Here is a 19115-nt window from a genome sequence, read left to right as displayed (position 1 = left end):
TTAGCACAAGACCGTGTTAATAATGCGCCAACTAAAAATATTTTTTGTCTTAATAACAAGCTGCTTATTTTTATCGGCCACTTGCTTAGGACAAGAAATTTCGTTGTACAACCAATTTAATGGTCGGTACGATTACCTTGCCATAGGAAACACTTTAAATGCCGCCGAAAACAATTTGTCTACCGGTTTTTGCGACACCTTACCAGCGTCTAGCGCCACACTAAACCTCTCTGACGATTATAACATTATAGCGGCCTATTTGTACTGGGCTGGCTCTGGTGAGGGCGATTTAAACATTGCTGTTAACAATGTAGATATCCAGGCCGAAGAAACCTATTATGTAGATTACAACGACCCCAATTATGGGCCACTAACATATTTTTCTTGCTTTACAAACATTACAACGCTCATTCTCGACCAAGGCAATACAAGCTATGAAATTTCCAACCTCGATATCTCCCAGGCCCTAGCAAATAATCCGGGGTATTGTGGAAACAGGACAAACTTTGCCGGTTGGAGTATTTATGTTGTATACGAGAACAACAACCTACCCTTAAACCAAATTAATCTTTTTCAGGGATTGGAAATTATTAACCGAAATGTTCAGGAGAAAAACATTCTACTAGAAAACGTAAACGTTCTGGACAACCAAGGGGCTAAAATTGGGTTTTTAACCTGGGAAGGCGATGCCGCCCTTAATTATGGCGAATCGCTTTTTATTAACAACAACCTGTTATCAAACCCACCTTTAAATCCCTCCGACAATGCTTTTAACGGCACCAACTCTTTTACCAATTCCAACACCCTTTACAATTGCGACATCGATTATTACAACATTCAAAACTATATTGCTATTGGCGATACGGCTGTAAACATTAAACTTACTACGGGCGATTTTAATGAAAGTGGAGGCTTCTCAGCCGATTTAATTATTATAAACAACATCATCACCGTACTAAACAGTCAACTGCCAGATGCCACCATAACCTTAGACAATTATGCTTTAGAATGTGGCAACCGCAACATAATACTAACATATACCGTACACAACGCCAACAGCACCGACGTGCTCCCGGCAAACACGCCAATAACGTTTTATGCCGACAACACCAATATTGGCACCACACAAACAAATAGCAACCTAGCTATTGGAACAACCGAAAGCGGAAGTTTACAAGTAACCATCCCCGAAAGTTTAGGACAAGAATTTACCATACAAGCCATAGTAGACGACACCGGAAACGGCGCAGGGATTGTAACAGAGCTAAACGAAACCAACAACACCAGTAATCCTTTAGCTGTTGCGCTTTTAACCATTACCAACACCACATTACCTCCATTAGCAGGTTGCGATTCGGGATATAACCAAACCTTTTTTAACCTTACCGCTCACCTTATGGATATTGAACCCAATGGCGCGCCCTTTTCGTTTTACACATCGTTAGAAGACTTACAAAACAACACTTTTGAAATAATTACACCCGAGAATTTTCAAAATACAACAACGCCACAAACCATTTATGTTAAAAGCCCGACCCAAGATTGCTACCAGATATTCAACTTTAACGTACTGGTAGAAAATTGCCCACCAACCATCCCTCAGGTTTTCACCCCAAATAACGACGGCTACAACGATTGGTTTAACATACAAGGATTATATCATATTTTTGAACACCATAAACTGCTAATTTACAACAGGTGGGGCACCTTGATTTTTGAAGGTGATAACGACACCCCGTGGGAAGGCAGGGCCAACAGAGGATTAAACAACCAAGGCGACCTCCTGCCCGTTGGCACTTATTTTTATGTGCTTTACCTAAACGATCCCCACTACGAAAAATCCATAACGGGCTGGGTGTATTTAAACCGATAAAACAAGCCTATTCGTTAAGGGTGTCGTTAACGATTAATTTAGCTACCGCGGCAATATTTTTCAACTCCCAAAGCGATGCGTTAGGTTTGTGATGTTCAAAATAACTGGAAACTTCCAAATGCAAAGCCTCTATATCAACCAGAAAATCATCCAAAGGTAAGTTTAAGTATTTGTAGGTGATAAACTGATTCATCAAGTTTTTTATTTCGGCTTTTAAGCCATCTAATTTCTCAGGGGCTGCCGTCTTTTTATCAATCACTTTAGAAGCCTCTGGTTGGAATAATGGCACCTCAGGAATGGTTTCCAACGCCTTAATCACCGTTACCGCTGCTTCGTGTGCAAAAACCACAGCCTCTAACAAAGAGTTCGAAGCCAACCTGTTAGACCCATGAAGTCCAGTAGCAGCACATTCGCCATTGGCGTAAAGCCCTTTAATTGATGTTTGCCCGTACTGATTTACTTTAACACCCCCACATTGATAATGCGCGGCAGGAACAATTGGTATTGGAGCAGTAAAAACATCAATCCCATTTTGCTTACAACGCTCTACTATCGTTGGAAAGCGCGTTTCAAGTGCTTCTGGATCCAAATGCCTACAATCCAACCAAACACAATCCTGATTGCTGTTTTTCAGTTCGTTAAATATGGCTTTGCTAACAACATCGCGGGTAGCCAGCTCCCCGTCGGGATGCTCTTTAAAAGTAAAACGCTCCCCCTTATGATTAATTAAATGAGCCCCAAAGCCTCTTAATGCTTCGGTGATTAAAAACATGGGATTGCCTGGCACCGCCAGAGTTGTAGGGTGAAATTGATAAAAAGCCATATGGGCAACCTCGGCTCCTGCACGCAAGGCTATGGCCACCCCATCGCCCGTAGCGACTACGGGGTTGGTGGTTTTCGAGAAGACTTGTCCGCTACCTCCCGTAGCCAAATACGTAATTTTGGCTGTTATGGTCAACGATTGATTGGCTTCATTTAAAAATTGTGCTCCATAGCAACGGCCGTCTTCTACCAACAAATTGGTCGCAAACAATTGGGGCAGGCAAACAATATTAGGGTAACTACTTAACCGGTCCAACAAGGCTTTTTCCATAACAAAACCGGTCTGGTCTTTATGGTGCAAAATTCTAGCCACACTATGCCCACCTTCCAGACCATAATCCCAATCGCCAGAAACTGTTTTATCAAACGGGACACCCCAAGTAATAAGCTCTTCCAAACGTTTTGGAGCTTTTTCGACCACCATACGAACGGTTTCTACATTAGAAAATCCTTTTCCTGCCTTAAGCGTATCGCTAATATGGGATTCGAAATTTGCCTTAACATTATCCATTACTGCGGCAATTCCTCCTTGTGCATACTTAGTATTGCTCTCAAAATGGTTGGTTTTCGCCACCAAAGTAATGGCTAAATTGGGGGTGCGCTCGGCCAACTTTAAGGCAAAAGACAACCCCGCTATTCCCGAACCTATAATTAATACATCTGTTTTCATCATCAAGTATTTTGCAACATAAATGCTATGGGCTGTATGGCTTGCTCTGCCAAAGTGGCCTCGACCTGTACCTCTGGGGTTTCATCCCTTAAACAGAGGTAAACTTTCTCTAAAGTATTTAATTTCATAAATGCGCACTCACTACAAGCACAACTGTTGTTTTCCCGAGCTGGGGCAGGAATTAACTGCTTGCCTTCCACCTCTTGGTTTAATTGGTGTAGAATACCCGCCTCGGTGGCAACAATAAAGGTTTTAGAAGGACTGGTTTTAATATAATGGCGCATTTGCGAAGTGGATCCTATAAAATTGGCAATCTGCAAAACAGCAGCTTCAGACTCTGGATGTGCTACAATTTTAGCCTCTGGATTTTTAGCGACCAAATCAATTAATTTTTCTAACGAAAAGGCTTCGTGTACAATACAACTGCCATCCCACAACACCATGTCCCTACCGGTAACCTGATTTAAGTAAGCGCCTAGATTTTTATCTGGAGCAAAAATAATGGGCTGATCTTCCGGGATAGACCGTATAACACGTTCTGCATTTGACGACGTGCACACATAATCGCTTAAGGCCTTAATCTCTGCCGATGTGTTGATGTAGGTTACCACTTTATGGTTAGGATACCGCGCCTTAAAAGCCTTGAAGTCCTCGGGTAAACAACCGTCGGCCAAAGAGCAACCTGCGGCCAAATCGGGCAAAAGCACACGTTTATTAGGGTTGAGTATTTTTGCTGTTTCAGCCATAAAATAAACCCCTGCAAATACAATAATATCGGCCTGGGTTTGCGCCGCCTTTCTGGCCAACTCCAAACTATCGCCCACAAAATCTGCAACATCCTGTATCACATCTTCCTGATAATAATGGGCCAAAAGCACCGCGTTCTTTTCTTGAAGTAAACGGCGAATTTCTTTACTATAAAAAACAGTACGATCTTTCATTTGTAAAACTTTTGGCAAAGATAATATATTTAAGACCTTTTTGTCCTTTTTAATGAGTGATTTATATAAAAATTAACGTTAATGCGGCTATTAGGGCAACCACCATCTAGAAGTCCTTGAAACTTTGCGTAAAATTAACGTGATAAAAAAACAGAACGCCAATTATTCCTTACCTTTGCTTGTTGAAAATTGTTGTAATGAAATACTGGATAAATCTATTTTTGGCATTTATTTTTCATGGTCTTGTTTTTGGTCAGCATGTACAAGTTGACGCCCAATCCTACACCCCACAAGAACTTATTGAAAACATCCTTATTGGTAGCCAATGCATAACCAACGTAAATGTAACCAATGTTGTTGGAGGTAATTTTAACAGTAGCGAAAAAAGTTATGGTTATTTTCATAACGGCGGCTCTAGCTTTCCTTTTTCAGAGGGGTTGGTTTTAAGTACCGGGAGGCTTTCAAATGTTGAAGGCCCAAACACCTCGTTAAGTGACGACGATGCCAACAACTGGGGCGGTGATCAGGATTTAGAAGCAGCCCTAAATGAGTCGAATACCTTAAATGCAACCATTATAGAATTCGATTTTCAATCCATTGCCGAACAAATAACGTTTCGGTACATCTTTGCTTCAGAAGAATACCAAGAAGGCAACCCAAATACCTGCCAGTATTCCGATTTGTTTGGGTTTCTTATTAGACCTGCCAACGAACAGCAATATACAAACATTGCTTTAGTACCCAACACGCAAACCCCTGTAAAGGTTACTACGGTACACTCTGGCATACCTGGAGCATGCGACCCCATAAACGAAGCCTATTTTGGCAGCTGGAACAACAGCAGCGCTCCAATAAATTTTAATGGGCAAACGGCTATTTTAACGGCAACTGCCAATGTTGAAAGAAACCAAACCTATCATGTTAAGCTGGTGATTGCCGATGAACAAAACTACCGTTACGACTCGGCGGTATTTTTAGAAGCCGGCAGCTTTCAATTGTCTACCGATTTGGGACCAGATTTACTGGTTGCCAACGGCACAGCACTTTGCGAAGGGGAAACCTACCAATTGCTTGCCCAGGAACCTGGTAATACAAACACCTATAAATGGTTTAAGGATGGCGCAGAACTTATGGGTGAAACAGGAACAGTTCTCGATGTAGATGCTCCGGGAACATATCAGGTTGAAATTAATATTAACGGGTGTTTACTGTATGGCGATGTGGTCATTGAATACACCCCACAACCACAAGCGAACAACACCACGCTTACCCAATGCGATACCGACCAAGATGGCCTGTCCACCTTTAACCTTTTTAATGCCGAAAACGATATCCTAGCAGAAAATGGCACCTATGTTACTAATTTTTACAACAACCTAAACGACGCCAATGCTGAAACCAATGAGGTAACCACGCCAACAGCCTACAACAATACTACGCCAAACGAAACTGTTTTTGCGCGCGTAGAAAATCAATTTGGCTGCTATACTATCGCCGAAGTCACGCTAAACACCAGTTATAATCCCGTATCGCTACAGCCCTATAACATCTGCGACGATAGTGATAATGATGGTTACACCGAATTTGATCTCAACTTAGTAGAAGCCCATATTATACCAAGTGTTCCTGCCAATTCACAGATAAGCTTTCACCTTTCTGAAGAAGAAGCACTAGCAAACAGTAATGCTTTAACAGGCACCCATGCAAACACGCTGCCTTATACCGAAACTATTTATGTAAGGATTACCAATAACCAAACGTGCTATGCGGTTACACCTATAGCTCTGCAAGTATTAAGTCCCCCTTCCCTACTTGCTAACGAAACCACCTATTACTGCACCAACACTTACCCACAACAAATTACATTAAACGCTGGTCTGGTTAACCAAACAGGAACATTTAATTACTTCTGGGAATTTAATGGCAATGCTTTAGGGCTGACTTCTGAAAGCATTCAAATTAACGAGATAGGAACCTACACCGTTACAGTTACAAATAACGATAATTGCTCGGCCACAAGAAATATTGAAGTGCTGCCTTCAAACACCCCAACAATAGAAAACATTAATGTTGTGGAGGCCAGCAACAACAACACGATAACCATTCTGGTAAGTGGCGATGGCAATTACGAATTCTCCTTAAACAATGGCGTGTTTCAAACGGCTAATACGTTTACAAACGTAGCGCCTGGCATTTATACCGTTACTGTAAACGACACCAATTATTGCGGTGCTGTTACTGTTGAAGTTGCTGTTTTGGGGTTCCCAAAATTCTTCACCCCTAACGGAGACAATATAAACGATACCTGGATTCCAATTGGAGCCAACCTACAACACCTATCTTTAAACGTCAAGATTTTTAATCGTTATGGTAAATTACTAAAAATCCTAACCCGTCATGAGCACGGTTGGGATGGTACGTTTAAAGGCAAGCTGCTACCAAGCGATGACTACTGGTACATTGTAAAAAACACAGCTGGAAAAACATTTAAAGGGCATTTTACTTTAAAAAGATAACCTTTAAAAGCAGTCTTAAACACACTAATTTTATGTAATTTTAGGGGATGAAATTTAAGGTAACATCCGAGTTTAAACCCACTGGCGACCAGCCTCAAGCCATTAAGCAACTTGCCAACGGTATTTTTAACCACGACAAGTACCAAACACTGTTGGGGGTTACCGGTTCTGGAAAAACATTTACGGTAGCCAATGTGGTTGAGCAGATACAGCGCCCAACATTGGTTTTGGCTCACAACAAAACTTTAGCGGCCCAATTGTACTCCGAATTCAAACAGTTTTTCCCCGATAATGCCATAGAATATTTTGTATCGTATTACGACTACTACCAACCAGAAGCTTACATTCCCGTTTCTGGAACCTACATAGAAAAAGACCTCTCTATTAACGAGGAGATTGAAAAGCTTAGACTAAGCGCCACCTCTTCCCTATTGTCTGGAAGGCGCGACGTTTTGGTGGTTGCCTCGGTATCGTGCCTGTACGGTATTGGAAACCCCGTAGAATTTCAAAAAAATGTAATTTCCATTGAACGAGACCAAGTTATTTCACGCACCAAGCTATTGCATCAATTGGTGCAAAGCCTGTACTCGCGTACCGAAGCCGAGTTTAATCATGGAAACTTCAGAATAAAAGGAGATACGGTTGACGTGTTTCCTAGTTATGCCGACAATGCATTTAGGATTCACTTTTTTGGGGATGAAATTGAAGACATCGAAGCCTTTAACATTCAAACCAACGAGGTTATTGAGCATTACGACAGATTGAATATTTATCCTGCCAACATGTTTGTAACCTCGCCCGAAGTGCTTCAAAATGCCATAAAGGACATTCAAGATGATTTGGTAAAGCAATACGATTATTTTAAGGAAATAGGCAAGCACCTGGAAGCCAAACGCCTAAAAGAACGCACCGAGTTTGATTTGGAAATGATTCGCGAATTGGGCTACTGCTCTGGTATTGAAAATTACTCTCGCTATCTGGATGGTAGGCAACCAGGCACTAGACCTTTCTGCTTATTAGATTATTTCCCCGACGATTATTTAATGGTTATAGATGAAAGCCACGTGACCATTTCGCAGGTGCATGCCATGTATGGCGGCGATCGTAGCAGAAAAGAAAATTTGGTTGAATACGGCTTTAGGCTGCCCGCAGCCATGGATAATCGCCCGTTAAAGTTTGAAGAATTTGAAGCTTTACAAAATCAGGTGATTTATGTATCGGCCACCCCAGCAGACTACGAGCTGCAAAAATCCGATGGGATTTATGTGGAGCAAGTTATTAGGCCAACAGGCTTGCTGGATCCTGTTATTGAAGTACGCCCAAGTTTAAACCAGATTGATGATTTAATAGAAGAAATTCAGCAACGGGTTGAAAAGGACGAACGCACATTGGTAACCACACTTACCAAGCGCATGGCCGAAGAATTAACTAAATATTTAGCCAGAATTCAAATTCGTGTACGCTACATTCACAGCGATGTGGATACGCTGGAGCGTGTTGAAATTATGCAAGACTTGCGCAAAGGGCTGTTTGATGTATTGGTTGGAGTTAACCTCCTACGTGAAGGCTTGGATTTACCCGAAGTATCGCTTGTGGCCATTCTAGATGCCGATAAGGAAGGGTTTTTGCGTTCGGCCAGATCACTAACGCAAACCGTTGGCCGTGCGGCAAGAAATTTAAACGGTAAAGCCATTATGTATGCCGATAAAATAACCAACAGCATGCAAAAAACCATTGATGAAACCAATTACCGACGCGAAAAACAAATTGCTTACAACACCGCCAATAACATTACGCCACAAGCGTTAAACAAAAGCCTAGACAATGCCTTGTCTAAAAATTCGGTAAGCACCTACCACTACGAAATGGAGGCCGCCAAAGCAGCGGAGCCAGAGAGTGCGTACCTATCTAAAGCCGAGCTGGAAAAGAAAATACGGGACAACCGAAAACATATGGAAAATGCGGCCAAAAACCTAGATTTTATGGAGGCTGCAAAATTTAGGGACAAAATAAAAGGCTATCAGGAAAAGCTAGAAAAGCTCAAGGCCTAATTATATTGCACTTTAAAAATATCGATGAGGACATCTGGCGGTATAATCTTGTTAGGAAACCCTTCCATTAAGAACAACACCCTATTTATAGATTCACAGCTTAACCCCATCTTTAATCCAAAATTATGCAACTTAATAATTTCTTTTGGGGTGTTCTCTTTGTCCAAATTCATTAAAAGTACCAACCGATGAAATTGAACAATACGCTCGCTATGCGATTCTAGATGAATGTAATTTACAGGGTTATTGATTAAGTAATCGAAATCCTCTCTGGAGATTTCCAATTGCTTGGCTATGGCCAATAAGAACTTATACTCTATTGGACTGAGTATGTTATCGCTTTTAGCAAATGAAATCATTTCCGATAAAAGACATAGCTTTTCAGCGCGATTTATCATAAGTAAGGGAGGATTAATTAATTGCTGGTTAAAATTAAGAAGTTTTCAACTTTCTTAACCCCTAATAATCTGCGACTTATCGAAAAAATGCGTGCGGTTCATCCCTGCTTTTTTACAATACAGCAGTCAAAAACATTTATTTAATTGATTATCAGTTAATTACAAATAAACACTTGTTTTCTTATAACGCCTTTTAATGGCCGTGTTTGGTGTTACATTCTTACATGGCAACCGTGAAAAAATTAGATAAAACCTCAACAAAAAAAAAGGCAACCACAAGGTTGCCTTTTTTCTATATAAATTATTTTTTTGCTTAAGAAAGTACTTGCTGTACCTTATCGGCGGCTTCTTGGAATTCTGTTGCACTCAACACATCCAATCCAGAATTATCAATTAATTCTTTGGCGATATCGGCATTAGTTCCTTGCAAACGTACAATAATTGGTACCTGAATTGCATCACCCATATTTTTATAAGCATCTACAACACCTTGTGCTACACGATCGCAACGTACAATACCACCAAAAATATTGATTAAGATGGCTTTTACATTAGGGTCTTTTAAAATAATTCTAAAAGCGGCTTCTACACGGGCTGCATCGGCGGTTCCTCCTACGTCTAAGAAGTTTGCAGGTTCTCCACCAGCTTGCTTAATTAAATCCATAGTTGCCATGGCCAAACCAGCACCATTAACCATACAGCCAACATTCCCGTCAAGGTCTACATAATTCAGACCTAACTCACCAGCTTCTACTTCTATTGGGCTTTCCTCACGAAAATCACGCAATTCGGCTAAATCTTTATGTCTGTAAAGTGCATTATCGTCTAAAGTTACTTTAGCATCAACAGCCATAATTTTATCATCGCTTGTTTTTAACACAGGGTTAATTTCAAACAACGACGCATCAGATTTGTCGTAAGCCGTATATAGTGCTGTTACAAATTTGGTCATTTCCTTAAAGGCTGCACCACTTAGGCCTAAGTTAAACGCCACGCGACGTGCCTGAAAAGGTAAAATTCCTGTAGCAGGATCTATTTCTTCAGTAAAGATTAAATGCGGGGTTTTTTCGGCAACCTCTTCAATATCCATACCGCCTTCTGTAGAGTACATAATCATGTTACGTCCATTGCTTCTATTTAAAAGCACAGACATATAAAACTCACTTGGCTCAGAATCTCCAGGATAGTATACGTCTTCTGCTACCAATACCTGGTGCACACGTTTACCTTCGGCAGAAGTTTGAGGCGTTACTAAGTCCATTCCTATAATTTGACCCGCTATTTCTTTAACTTCATCTAGGTTTTTAGCAAGCTTAACACCGCCACCTTTTCCACGCCCACCAGCGTGAACCTGAGCTTTTATAACGTGCCAACCTGTTCCTGTTTCTTGGGTTAGTTGTTTAGCTTTTGCAACTGCTTCCTCAGCATTTTGGGCAACTAATCCGCGTTGGATACGCACACCAAAACTACTTAATAATTCTTTTCCTTGATATTCGTGTAAATTCATAATTCGCTATAAAGTTTAAGAGCCACAAATGTAATTAATCGCAATAACTTACCCTAATATTTTAATTACGAAAAGCCTGTAAAACATGCACATTTTATACGCTTGTTAATTATTTAACAATATGTTTATATTTTGTATTATTCTGTTGATAAATTTCCAGCTACTTTTAATGAAATACCTTTGGCAAAAAATTGTACATCACCATGTTAGAAGATCAGCTTTTACAGGTGGCCAAAAAATTTGGCAGCCCTGTTTATGTTTACGATTCCGAAAGAATTGCTATGCAATACAACCGCTTAGCCAAGGCCTTTAGCAACGTTAGCCAGCTTAAAATTAATTATGCGGTTAAAGCCTTATCTAACCTAGCGATTTTAAAATTACTAAAAACCCTTGGGGCAGGTTTAGATACGGTTTCTATACAAGAAGTTAAACTAGGTTTGGCAGCTGGTTTTACCCCACAGGACATTATGTATACCCCTAACGGAGTGTCTTTAGAAGAAATTGAAGCCGCCGCAAAACTAGGTGTACAGATTAACATAGACAACCTATCTATTTTAGAACAGTTTGGCACAAAGCACCCCCAAACCCCCGTATGCATTCGTATTAACCCACATGTTATGGCTGGCGGGAACACCAACATTTCTGTAGGACACATTGACAGTAAGTTTGGCATTTCCATCCATCAAATACCGCATCTGCTGCGTATTGTAGAAAACACCCAAATGACTATTAATGGTCTTCATATGCACACAGGAAGTGATATTTTGGATATTGATGTGTTTCTGTACGCCAGTGAAATCCTGTTTGAAACCGCTAAAAACTTTAAAGCCTTAACCTTTTTGGATTTTGGATCTGGTTTTAAAGTCCCTTACCATGCTGGAGATGCTGAAACGAATATTGAAGCTCTGGGCAAAAAACTCACCAAGCGTTTTAATGCGTTTTGTAAAGCGTACGGTAAAGAGCTTACACTAACCTTCGAACCGGGTAAGTTTTTAGTGAGTGAAGCCGGCTTTTTCTTAACCAAAGTCAATGTGGTAAAGCAAACAACCTCAACCGTTTTTGCACAAGTCGATTCGGGGTTTAACCACCTTATTCGCCCCATGCTTTATGGAGCACAGCACGACATTGTAAACATCTCCAACCCCAACGGTCGGGAACGTTTTTATTCTGTTGTAGGTTATATTTGCGAGACCGATACATTTGCTAACAACCGGCGTATTACTGAAATTGCTGAAGACGATATCCTTGCCTTCAAAAACGCTGGCGCCTATTGTTTTTCCATGGCTTCTAATTACAATTCTAGGTACCGTCCTGCCGAAGTATTATGGCACGGTGGCGAAGCCAAATTAATTAGAACACAAGAGACCTTCGAGGATTTATTAAAGAACCAAGTAGAAATAGATATCTAGGCACCCATTTTGTTTTATGCGCTTTTTTGTAACTTTAGAACAAAATCTTTTTTTATGGCACAATTAACTTGGGAACATTTTAAAAAACGTATTTACATTAACACGTCCCTAGAAAAGCTTTATTGGTGCTGGGCGACTCAGGAAGGCATTACCGCTTGGTTTTTAAAAGATTGCAGCTACCAGAGAAACGGGGAAAAACTAGCCGCGTCCGAGCACATTAAAGCAGCCGACAAATACACTTGGTATTGGCACAATTGGGACGGAAAGGAAGAAGGCCAAATACTAGACGCTAACAATAAGGATTATATTAAATTCTCTTTTGCCGGCAGTTGCGAAGTTACCATTAACATGGAGCAACAACAAGGAGTCGTTTTGTTAACCTTAACACAAAGTAAAATTCCTCTGGACGATAAAAGCAAACTAGAGATTTTTTACGGTTGCAGTAACGGCTGGACCTTTTGGTTAGCAAATTTAAAGGCTTACTTAGAGCACAACATCTTGCTTAATGAAACCGAAATAGACTTAAGACCTTTTGGCTTGGCAGGTTACGAGTTTGTAAACATGTAGGCGCTTTTAGACCGCTTGCATTGCAAAAGAATTAACGGGTTACCGTTCCCGTAAAATGGTTGATTTTCGCACTAATAGGATTTCCGGACGTTCGTCTGTAAGACGCTATTTGCCCACAATGCCAAATGGCATCGGCGATGGGGCCGTTTATCGCATTCCAAAACGGAAATTCCCCTTGTCCGAAATCTATTTTAAACACCTTTAAATCTGCTGCTTCCCTTAAAATATCTGCCGCTTGTTTTAAATTTCTTAAAGCCTTTGCGCGAACCTCTTCTATACTTAACTGGGAAACATGGTCTTTATGATAAGGCTGCTTTAATGCTGCACTTAAAACCACATTAGACAAATCGTAAATATGCAGAATGGTTTCGGCGGTTGTTCTGGCGTCGTTGTTTGGTTTGTAATTCAAATCTGCCTGGGTTAGATTTGCGGTTGCCCAATAAAACCGAAAGCCTAAACCGTCAATCTGTCTAGCCGCAACGGTTCCTGCCGTAAATGCAGCCGAAGTTTCAGGAAGCTCGTAATAAGGTAATTCTGTTGATTGTCCCTTCATTTGATGACTGGCTATTAATAACGTTAAAATAAAAAACAGTCTCATACGTCTGTTAATGGTTTTCGTAACTGTTGGGTGCAATGCCGTATTGATCGAACAAATAGACTAAAGCTGCCATGGTGGCCGCTCCTAGTTCCAGCTCGCGTTTATTAACATGCTCAAACGTGTCGTTAGCCGCATGATGATGGTCGAAATACCGCTGCGAATCTGGGCGCAAGCCCGCAACAACATTCTTTTTGGTTTTTAAAGGTCCAACGTCTGCACCGCTACCGCCTCGCTCGAAATAATGAATTAAATATGGTTTAAATAAAGACTTCCAACTTTCAATGGTTGAAAAAATGGTATCGTTACACTCAAAACTAAACCCTCTTGGGGTAAAACCTCCTGCATCGCTTTCTAATGAAAAAATATGGTTCTCGCCTTTTTGCTTAGCAACCTTGGCATACTCGGTAGCTCCGCGTAAACCGTTCTCCTCGTTCATAAACATAACCACCCTAATGCTGCGCTTTGGAGCCATGTCATTTTCCTTAAAAAGGCGTAAAACTTCCATTGACTGTACAATACCGGCGCCATCATCGTGGGAGCCATCGCCCAAATCCCAGGAGTCCAGATGTGCACCAACAATAATATATTCGTTAGGAAACTCACTTCCTGTAATTTCGCCAATAACATTATAAGACTTTACATCTGGTAGTTGTTGGCAGTTTTGTTTAAAATAAAATTTTAGACGTTCATCTAATTTGAGCATGCTGCTAAGCAACTCGGCATCGTTAGTACTTATGGCAGCCGACGGAATTCGTTTTTCGTTGGGCAAATTGTTATAGGTCATGCTTCCTGTATGTGGCAAATCGTCTAAACGCAGAGTCATGGAGCGAACAATAACACCAACGGCACCGTATTTGGCCGCTTCAACTGCACCTTGATAACGTTGGTTAACACAACCGCCATACGCTTCGAACGTTTGAATTAAATCGGGCTGCATGGGACGGTTGTAAAAAACGATTTTTCCTTTAATCTTGTCTTCACCTAATTCTGTCAATTCCTCAAAGCTGTGCACCTCAACAACTTCGGCCTCTACCCCTAGTGGGTTGGTTGCTACCGAGCCTCCCAAAGCGCAAATGTTTACATTGGTGGTTTTTCCCGTAGTCGATTTTATGTAAGCATACTCTTTGGCGCCGCGTATCCATTTAGGCACCATAACCGGTTGCAGCCAAACCTTGTCCAAACCTAGCGCTTCAAGCTCCTGTTTCCCCCATGCTACGGCTAATTCGGCATTTACCGAGCCCGATAATCGTCCGCCTATTTGGTTAGACAAATAATCCAGCCACTCGTAACTTTTTCCGTTGGTTAATGCGGTTTTATATAGACGCTTAAAAACCTCTTGATCGGTTTGAGCGTTGAACGATTTAGAAAAAAGTAAGGCAACGATTAAAAGAAAGTATCTCATAAACTTAAATTTTGCTACTAATATACCATTTCTTAAAAGCGATGTTGTGAAATAAACCATAAAAAAATCCCGCTAGTGCGGGATAGAAATTACTCGTTTTCCAATTGTTGTTTATAGGCTGCTATGTTAGCCTTAACCTCGGGTTCTAGCTCTGGTTCTTTAATGTCCTTATAGGTTTTTAAGGTGTCGTAAAGAATTTTGGCTACAATGTACCGTGCCGTTGGCTTATCGTCTGCTGGAATGGTATACCATGGCGCATGCGGTTTTGAAGTCCGGTTAATGGCATCTTCAAAATACATTTGGTAGGTATCCCAAAGTTTGCGTTCTTCTAAATCTCCCGGTGAGAATTTCCAATTCTTGTTGGGTTTTTCCAAGCGTCTTAGCAAACGTTCTTTTTGTTCGTCTTTTGAAAGGTGTAGGAAAAACTTGAAAATAATGGTCCCGTTATCGCTAATGTGCTGTTCAAAATTATTAATCTGCTCGAAACGCTTGTGCCAAAATGCATCGTTTACATCGGCAACGCTATTAATTCCGGGTAAGTTTTCGTTTAAAATATATTCTGGATGCACGCGGGTTACCAAAACGTTTTCGTAATGTGTTCTGTTAAACACCCCAAACTTACCTCGGGCAGGCAATGCCAAATAATGCCGCCATAAGTAATCGTGTTTTAACTCCAGTTCGGTAGGGACTTTAAAGCTATGCACCACAACGCCTCGTGCATTCAACTCTTTAAAAACCTCGCGAATCATACTATCTTTCCCTGCGGTATCGGTGCCTTGAATACAGATTAACACGGCATATTTCCCATGGGCATACATGGCATTTTGAATATCGGCCAAGGCTTCGCAAACCTCTTCCATTTCATCTTCAATTTTATCCTTGTCGGCCTTTAAATTGTAGGTTGTAGCCACTTCTTTTAAATGAATGGGGCTAGAGACCTTAAACGTTTCAATGTTTATATCTTTCTTCATGGGCATTTATTTTGAAGCAAATAGCTTGACATCACTTTCGCTAACTTCTTGTCCGCCAAGAATAATTAAGCGTTCTACAACGTTTCGCAATTCGCGAATGTTTCCGGTCCAATCGTAATCTTGAAGCAAACTAATGGCTTTTTTAGAGAATGTTTTTTTTGCGGTCCCTTGCTCTGTAGCAATCTTTCCTGAAAAGAATTCGATTAACAAAGGGATGTCGTCTCGCCTATCGTTTAATGCGGGGACTTTTATTAAAATTACGGCCAACCTGTGGTAAAGATCTTCTCTAAACTTGCCTGCTTCTATTTCTTTTTGCAGGTCTTTATTTGTGGCAGCCACCACGCGTACATCTACTTTAATATCTTTGTCGTTACCTACTCTCTGGATTTTATTTTCCTGAAGGGCGCGCAATACCTTGGCTTGGGCCGAAAGGCTCATATCGCCAATTTCATCTAGAAAAATGGTTCCTTTATTGGCGGCTTCAAACTTTCCGGCACGGTCTTTATTGGCTCCTGTAAACGCCCCTTTAATGTGGCCAAACAATTCGCTTTCTATTAATTCGCTGGGAATAGCCGCACAATTCACTTCTACCATGGGGCCTTGGTTACGTGCGCTCTTTTGGTGCAGCCAGTGTGCTACTAGCTCTTTTCCTGTACCATTGGGGCCGGTAATTAAAACCCTAGCATCTGTTGGGGCTACTTTCTCGATGATGTCTTTAATTTGCACAATACCCGTGCTGTCGCCAATCATCTCGTAATTCTTGCTTACTTTTCGCTTTAGCTTTTTGTTTTCTACGACCAGTTCTTTTCGGTCTAGAGCATTGCGTACAGTATTGAGCAAACGGTTTAAATCTGGGGGTTTTGAAATGTAGTCGAAAGCCCCCAAACGCATGGTATTTACTGCGGTGTCTAAATCGCCATGGCCAGAAATCATTACAAAAGGGACTTCTGGTTTTATTTTTTTTGTGGCTTCGAGCACCTCAACGCCATCCATTTTTGGCATTTTAATGTCGCAAAGCACCAAGTCGAAATCGGTTTCTTTTATCGCCTCAATCCCTTTTAGGCCATCTTCGGCCTCTGCCACTTCGTAGGCCTCGTTTTCTTCTGTTAAAATTTTAACCAAAACGCGACGAATGGCCGCTTCATCTTCTATTACTAATATTTTAGGCATATTTTAGTCTTCTTTAGGTTTTGATATAATATGAATATCGCGTTGCGGAAATGGTATAGAGACGTTGTGTTCTCTAAACAGTTTATCTATTTCAAAACGGATATCGCTACTAGGAAATTGTGCTTTAAAACTATCGTTAAGCGTAAAAACAACTTTAAAGTTTAATGAGCTATCGCCAAATCCCGTAAAAAGCACTACTGGTTCAGGGCTTTTTAATACGCTTGGATGCTTTGAGGCAGCTTCTAACAACAGTTTTTTTACCAATTGCACATCGCTGCCATAAGCCACACCTACCGAAACACTTTCTCGTGTTGATGTCCCGTTTTGTGTCCAATTGTATAAACTATTGGTTAAATATAAATGGTTAGGTATTACCAGTACTTTATTATCTATAGTTACAGCTCGTGTTGTTCTCAGTTTTATTTCAACTACGCGACCTACTTTATCTTCAATTTCAATAATATCGCCTACGTGTAAACTTTGATCTATAAGTATAAACACGCCTGAAAGTATGTCTTGAAACAGTGTTTGAAGTGCTAAACCAACGCCAACTAATAATGCTGCTGAAGCGGCAAAAATAGCCGTGACATTTATACCAATAGAATCGAAAACCACTAAAATTACAATAACATAAACAAACCAGCGCGCAAACGAAAAAACAGTATTGAACTTGGTGCGGTCTGCCTCTGGTAGCCTTTTAGAATATAACCGCTTAAAAAATCTAAGCACCAGTGAAGTCATAACGTAAATAACAAAAACCAAGATGATAAGCCCTACGGTAATTCTTATGGGATTTTGGGAATCTTCGCCAAAAGTAATTCCATATTTTAGGAACTCTACGATAGATTCCCAAACGCTACTTTCGGTTACAGCTTCTTCTATTTCTTCAATTGTATTTTGCATGTTTAATATTTTAACCATTTATACAGCTCCTTGTAACTGGGTTTCTTACCATACATTAATATGCCCACGCGGTAAACCTTTGCAGCAAACCAAACCGTTAACATAAAGGTACCTATTAAGATCCCTAAAGACAGTAGTTGTTGCCAAACGGGCACTCCAAAAGGTATTCGCATAAGCATAACTACTGGAGAGGTTAATGGGATAAAAGAGAATACGGTTGAGACCGTGCCGTGCGGGTCTTCTATTACCGTAAAAATACCAATATAAACAGCCAATATCAAGGGCATTAAAATAGGCAGCATAAATTGCTGTGTATCGGTTTCGTTATCTACAGCGGCCCCAATAGCGGCATACAAAGAGCTATACAGCAAATACCCACTAACAAAAAACAATATAAAGGCCATAATTAAATTGGCGATAGGTAAGTTATAAAATGCCATTAAAACATTCTGTATTTCCATGCTTACCTCTGGGCTTTCCATGGCCTGCTTTATAAGTTCCTGTTGGGCGGCATTGGATTGGGTAAGTTCCACACCAAATATCATGGACATACCTGTCATTAATACCGCGCCTAATATAATCCAAATAACAAACTGGGTTATGCCTGCAAGCGAGGTGCCTATTATTTTACCCAACATAAGCTGCATGGGTTTCACCGATGAAATAATCACCTCGATAATTCGGCTGGTTTTTTCTTCAATAACACTTCGCATAATCATGTTGCCATAAATGATGATAAACATAAACAGCAAATACCCTGCAAGACCTCCAAAAATAAGCTTGACCACGCTATCGACTTTAGATGTTTTTTCGCCCACAAAACTTTCCTGACCAATATTAACGCGCACTTTGGAGGCGTCTATTTTAACCAAGTCGATGCCTTCTTCTTGCATTTTTAGGTTGGTTAGCTCCTCTTCCAGTTTGTTTTCTAAATCGGAAATAATAGACAGCGAGGCAGGCTCTTCAGAAAAGAATTTTATACGGGTGCTTAGGGTGTCTATATCGTTAACATCTTCTATAAACAGCAGGCCGTAATAATTGCTTTCTTTTGAAGCGATTTTGGCTTCTTTAAGCGACATACCTTCTAATACAACAAATTTTGTGGTTTCAGTATCCTCAAAAACCTCTTGAACCAAAGCCGATTTGTCCAGTATAGAAATGGTGCGTTCTTTGGTGTTATTTAACTGTGATAAATAAGCCACTAAGGCCACTAGGGCCATCATAATTAACGGACTTAAAATGGTCATTATTATAAATGACTTGTTTTTTACTTTTGTTAAGTACTCCCGCTGGATAATTAAAGCTAGGTGGTTCATT

At 40.6% G+C, this 19115-nt stretch carries 15 protein-coding genes; 5 read left to right on the top strand and 10 right to left on the bottom strand.

Annotation, left to right across the window (positions count from 1 at the left end; genetic code table 11):
• Positions 1-22: 22 nt before the first annotated feature.
• Complete coding sequence (locus IA57_RS08390; RefSeq protein WP_084176742.1) at positions 23-1873, top strand: T9SS type B sorting domain-containing protein; 1851 nt, start codon at positions 23-25, stop codon at positions 1871-1873.
• 7 nt (positions 1874-1880) lie between these two features.
• On the opposite strand, the gene nadB is transcribed toward IA57_RS08390, so the two are convergent.
• Together nadB and nadA are read right to left on the bottom strand one after the other, a co-directional pair.
• Entirely contained in the window at positions 1881-3368 is a 1488-nt protein-coding gene (gene nadB, locus IA57_RS08385) for an L-aspartate oxidase (RefSeq protein WP_036121959.1), read from the bottom strand.
• Positions 3368-4306, bottom strand: a complete 939-nt coding sequence (gene nadA, locus IA57_RS08380) for a quinolinate synthase NadA (protein ID WP_036121956.1) — start codon at positions 4304-4306, stop codon at positions 3368-3370. The genes nadB and nadA overlap by 1 nt, the downstream gene beginning before the upstream one ends.
• 197 nt (positions 4307-4503) lie before the next feature.
• Between nadA and IA57_RS08375 the strand changes: the two genes are divergently transcribed.
• Positions 4504-6822: a T9SS type B sorting domain-containing protein gene (locus IA57_RS08375; RefSeq protein WP_036121954.1), complete on the top strand. Its 2319-nt coding sequence runs from the start codon at positions 4504-4506 to the stop codon at positions 6820-6822.
• Positions 6823-6869: 47 nt separating this feature from the next.
• Complete coding sequence (uvrB, locus tag IA57_RS08370; RefSeq protein WP_036121951.1) at positions 6870-8873, top strand: excinuclease ABC subunit UvrB; 2004 nt, start codon at positions 6870-6872, stop codon at positions 8871-8873.
• Here uvrB and IA57_RS08365 read toward each other — a convergent pair.
• Complete coding sequence (locus tag IA57_RS08365) at positions 8870-9271, bottom strand: hypothetical protein (protein WP_036121948.1); 402 nt, start codon at positions 9269-9271, stop codon at positions 8870-8872. The genes uvrB and IA57_RS08365 overlap by 4 nt on opposite strands.
• 313 nt (positions 9272-9584) lie before the next feature.
• Positions 9585-10778 carry an ADP-forming succinate--CoA ligase subunit beta gene (sucC, locus tag IA57_RS08360; RefSeq protein WP_036121945.1) on the bottom strand — a complete coding sequence of 398 codons (1194 nt, stop codon included), beginning with the start codon at positions 10776-10778 and terminating at the stop codon, positions 9585-9587.
• A 203-nt stretch (positions 10779-10981) separates the two neighbouring features.
• Between sucC and lysA the strand changes: the two genes are divergently transcribed.
• Both lysA and IA57_RS12355 read left to right on the top strand, forming a co-directional pair.
• Positions 10982-12187 (top strand): diaminopimelate decarboxylase, encoded by a 1206-nt coding sequence (lysA, locus tag IA57_RS08355; protein ID WP_036121942.1) that lies wholly within the window; start codon positions 10982-10984, stop codon positions 12185-12187.
• 54 nt (positions 12188-12241) lie between these two features.
• Positions 12242-12754 (top strand): SRPBCC family protein, encoded by a 513-nt coding sequence (locus IA57_RS12355; protein ID WP_051881017.1) that lies wholly within the window; start codon positions 12242-12244, stop codon positions 12752-12754.
• Between the two features lie 31 nt (positions 12755-12785).
• Here IA57_RS12355 and IA57_RS08345 read toward each other — a convergent pair whose 3' ends face one another.
• The 6 genes from IA57_RS08345 to IA57_RS08320 all read right to left on the bottom strand — a co-directional run bounded on the left by IA57_RS08345 (position 12786) and on the right by IA57_RS08320 (position 19114).
• Entirely contained in the window at positions 12786-13307 is a 522-nt protein-coding gene (locus IA57_RS08345; RefSeq protein WP_236625390.1) for a DinB family protein, read from the bottom strand.
• Positions 13308-13359: 52 nt separating this feature from the next.
• The gene (locus tag IA57_RS08340; RefSeq protein WP_036123226.1) at positions 13360-14754 is read right to left on the bottom strand and encodes a M28 family peptidase; all 1395 of its coding nucleotides are present in this window, start codon (positions 14752-14754) and stop codon (positions 13360-13362) included.
• Between the two features lie 89 nt (positions 14755-14843).
• Positions 14844-15725 (bottom strand): PPK2 family polyphosphate kinase, encoded by an 882-nt coding sequence (locus tag IA57_RS08335; protein ID WP_036123222.1) that lies wholly within the window; start codon positions 15723-15725, stop codon positions 14844-14846.
• Positions 15726-15731: 6 nt separating this feature from the next.
• Entirely contained in the window at positions 15732-16895 is a 1164-nt protein-coding gene (locus tag IA57_RS08330; RefSeq protein WP_036121939.1) for a sigma-54-dependent transcriptional regulator, read from the bottom strand.
• A gap of 3 nt (positions 16896-16898) precedes the next feature.
• Positions 16899-17798, bottom strand: a complete 900-nt coding sequence (locus IA57_RS08325; RefSeq protein ID WP_036123220.1) for a mechanosensitive ion channel family protein — start codon at positions 17796-17798, stop codon at positions 16899-16901.
• Positions 17799-17800: 2 nt separating this feature from the next.
• Positions 17801-19114 (bottom strand): ABC transporter permease, encoded by a 1314-nt coding sequence (locus IA57_RS08320; RefSeq protein ID WP_036121937.1) that lies wholly within the window; start codon positions 19112-19114, stop codon positions 17801-17803.
• Position 19115: the final 1 nt, after the last annotated feature.

The organism is Mangrovimonas yunxiaonensis, from assembly GCF_000733475.1.
GTDB classification, from domain to species: Bacteria; Bacteroidota; Bacteroidia; order Flavobacteriales; family Flavobacteriaceae; genus Mangrovimonas; species Mangrovimonas yunxiaonensis.
Note: the sequence above shows the minus strand (reverse complement) of the source record. Positions and strands in the feature narration are given on the sequence as shown.

What these genes read in the sequence shown, in the direction of transcription:
- IA57_RS08390 (WP_084176742.1), top strand. Translation starts at nt 23, where the DNA reads ATGCGCCAACTAAAAATATTTTTTGTCTTAATAACAAGCTGCTTATTT.
- nadB (WP_036121959.1), bottom strand. Translation starts at nt 3,368, where the DNA reads ATGATGAAAACAGATGTATTAATTATAGGTTCGGGAATAGCGGGGTTG.
- nadA (WP_036121956.1), bottom strand. Translation starts at nt 4,306, where the DNA reads ATGAAAGATCGTACTGTTTTTTATAGTAAAGAAATTCGCCGTTTACTT.
- IA57_RS08375 (WP_036121954.1), top strand. Translation starts at nt 4,504, where the DNA reads ATGAAATACTGGATAAATCTATTTTTGGCATTTATTTTTCATGGTCTT.
- uvrB (WP_036121951.1), top strand. Translation starts at nt 6,870, where the DNA reads ATGAAATTTAAGGTAACATCCGAGTTTAAACCCACTGGCGACCAGCCT.
- IA57_RS08365 (WP_036121948.1), bottom strand. Translation starts at nt 9,271, where the DNA reads ATGATAAATCGCGCTGAAAAGCTATGTCTTTTATCGGAAATGATTTCA.
- sucC (WP_036121945.1), bottom strand. Translation starts at nt 10,778, where the DNA reads ATGAATTTACACGAATATCAAGGAAAAGAATTATTAAGTAGTTTTGGT.
- lysA (WP_036121942.1), top strand. Translation starts at nt 10,982, where the DNA reads ATGTTAGAAGATCAGCTTTTACAGGTGGCCAAAAAATTTGGCAGCCCT.
- IA57_RS12355 (WP_051881017.1), top strand. Translation starts at nt 12,242, where the DNA reads ATGGCACAATTAACTTGGGAACATTTTAAAAAACGTATTTACATTAAC.
- IA57_RS08345 (WP_236625390.1), bottom strand. Translation starts at nt 13,307, where the DNA reads ATGAAGGGACAATCAACAGAATTACCTTATTACGAGCTTCCTGAAACT.
- IA57_RS08340 (WP_036123226.1), bottom strand. Translation starts at nt 14,754, where the DNA reads ATGAGATACTTTCTTTTAATCGTTGCCTTACTTTTTTCTAAATCGTTC.
- IA57_RS08335 (WP_036123222.1), bottom strand. Translation starts at nt 15,725, where the DNA reads ATGAAGAAAGATATAAACATTGAAACGTTTAAGGTCTCTAGCCCCATT.
- IA57_RS08330 (WP_036121939.1), bottom strand. Translation starts at nt 16,895, where the DNA reads ATGCCTAAAATATTAGTAATAGAAGATGAAGCGGCCATTCGTCGCGTT.
- IA57_RS08325 (WP_036123220.1), bottom strand. Translation starts at nt 17,798, where the DNA reads ATGCAAAATACAATTGAAGAAATAGAAGAAGCTGTAACCGAAAGTAGC.
- IA57_RS08320 (WP_036121937.1), bottom strand. Translation starts at nt 19,114, where the DNA reads ATGAACCACCTAGCTTTAATTATCCAGCGGGAGTACTTAACAAAAGTA.